Here is a 2,304-nt window from a genome sequence, read left to right as displayed (position 1 = left end):
GACAAGCGCCTGGTGGCCTACTTCACTCAATCCGAAACGGTGGACATCGAAACCCTGCGCCGCCACTTGCAAGGGCAATTGCCGGAATACATGGTGCCCGTGGCCTATGTGCGTCTCGACGCCATGCCGTTGACCCCCAACGGCAAGCTCGACCGCAAGGCCTTGCCGGCCCCAGACCTGGATTCGGTCATCACCCGCGGCTACGAAGCCCCCCGGGGCGAAGTCGAAATCGCCCTGGCGCAGATCTGGCAGGACCTGCTCAAGGTCGAGCGCGTCGGCCGTCACGATCACTTCTTCGAACTCGGTGGCCACTCGTTGCTGGCCGTCAGCCTGATCGGGCGGATGCGCCAGGTCGGTCTGAGCGCTGACGTGCGCGTGCTGTTCGGCCAGCCGACCTTGATGGCGCTGGCGGCAGCGGTGGGCAGCGGCAGCGAAATCCAGGTACCGGACAACGGCATCCTGCCGGGCTGCACGCGGATCACGCCGCCGATGCTGCCCCTGGTCCAGCTGGATCAGCAAACCATCGACCGCATCGTGGACACGGTGCCGGGCGGCGCGGGCAACGTGCAGGATATCTATCCGCTGGCGCCGCTGCAGGAAGGCATCTTCTTTCATCATCTTTCGGCCGAACAGGGCGATCTGTATGTATTGCAGTCGCAGTTTGCCTTCGATCACCGCGAACGGCTCGATGCGTTCGTCGAGGCGTTGCAGGTAGTGATCGATCGTCACGACATCCTGCGTACCAGTGTGGTCTGGGAAGGCTTGGAGTCGCCGGTGCAAGTGGTCTGGCGCGAGGCGAAGCTGCACGTTGAAGCGGTCGACCTCGATCCGGCCGCCGGTGATGCCGTGGCACAGTTGCAGCAGCGCTTCGACCCGCGACACCATCGCCTGGATGTCAGCCAAGCCCCCCTGATGCGCCTGGCCTATGGACAGGATGCCGCCAATCATCGATGGGTCGCGACACTGTTGTTCCATCACATGGTGCTCGACCACACGGCGCTTGAAGTGGTGCAGCACGAGATGCAGGCGCATCTGATGGGCGACGTCGGGCAACTGGCTGACGTGGTGCCCTATCGCAATTATGTGGCCCAGGCACGCCTGGGCATGAGTCGTGAAGAACATGAGGTGTTTTTCCGCGAGATGCTCGGCGATATCGACGAACCGACATTGCCGTTCGGCCTGCAGGATGTGCAGGGCAATGGCCATGGCATCGAAGAAGCCCAGCAATCGGTGGAGGCTTTCCTGGACTTGCGTCTGCGGGCCCAGGCCCGTCAGTTGGGGGTAAGCGTCGCCAGCCTGGCGCACCTGGCCTGGGCCCAGGTACTGGGCAAGGTGTCCGGCAAGCAGGATGTGGTATTCGGTACTGTGCTGATGGGGCGGATGCAGGGCGGTGCCGACACCGATCGTGCCCTGGGGATGTTCATCAACACCTTGCCGTTGCGGATTCAGGTAGGGCACCAGGGCGTGCGTGCGGGCGTCAAGGCCACTCATGCCCGGTTGACTTCGCTGTTGGGCCACGAGCATGCCTCCCTGGCACTGGCCCAGCGCTGCAGCGGCGTGGCGGCGCCGTTGCCGCTGTTCAGCGCCTTGCTCAACTACCGACACAGCGCCGTGGGTGTGGCTTCGGCCCAGGCGACAGATGCTTGGCAAGGTATCCATGCCCTGGATGGCTCAGAACGCACCAACTATCCGCTGACATTGAACGTCGACGACCTGGGCAGCGGTTTGCGCTTGACGGTACTGGCAGCAGCGCAGGTTGGCGCGCAGCGGGTCTGCGGCTACATGCATGCGGTCCTGGAAAAACTCGTGGAGGCGCTGGAACAGACGCCCCAGGCCGCGTTGTATCGCCTGCCGATTCTACCGGTAGCGGAGCGTGAGCAACTGCTGGTTGCGTTCAACGCCACCGCTGCTGAATACCCGCTGGAGCAAACCATTCATGGGCTGTTCGAGGAACAGGTGCAGCGCACGCCGGATGCGCTGGCGGTGCTGCATGGCGGACAGCGCCTGAGCTATCGCGAGCTGAACGAGCAGGCCAACCGGCTGGCGCATTACCTGCGCAAACAGGGTGTGCGGCCGGATTCGCGGGTGGCGATCTGCGTCGAGCGCGGCAGCGACATGGTGGTGGGCCTGCTGGCGATCTTGAAGGCGGGCGGTGGTTATGTGCCGCTGGATCCGGCGTATCCGGCGGATCGGATTGCCTACATGCTGGAAGACAGTGCGCCGGCGGTGGTGCTGGCCCAATCGGCAACGGTTGGGTTGTTGGCCGGTGTTTCGATGCCGGTGATCGATCTCGGTAGCGGGCTC

Annotated in this window: 1 protein-coding gene; it reads left to right on the top strand. The window is 64.0% G+C overall.

Annotation, left to right across the window (positions count from 1 at the left end; translation table 11 throughout):
* A partial coding sequence (locus BM317_RS29375; protein WP_256574307.1) for a condensation domain-containing protein occupies positions 1 to 2,304 on the top strand: 2,304 nt, incomplete at both ends.

The organism is Pseudomonas sp. NFACC24-1 (assembly GCF_900115235.1).
GTDB lineage: Bacteria > Pseudomonadota > Gammaproteobacteria > Pseudomonadales > Pseudomonadaceae > Aquipseudomonas > Aquipseudomonas fluorescens_AA.
The sequence above is the reverse complement of the archived record's forward strand: the minus strand, read 5'-3'. Positions and strand labels throughout refer to the sequence as shown.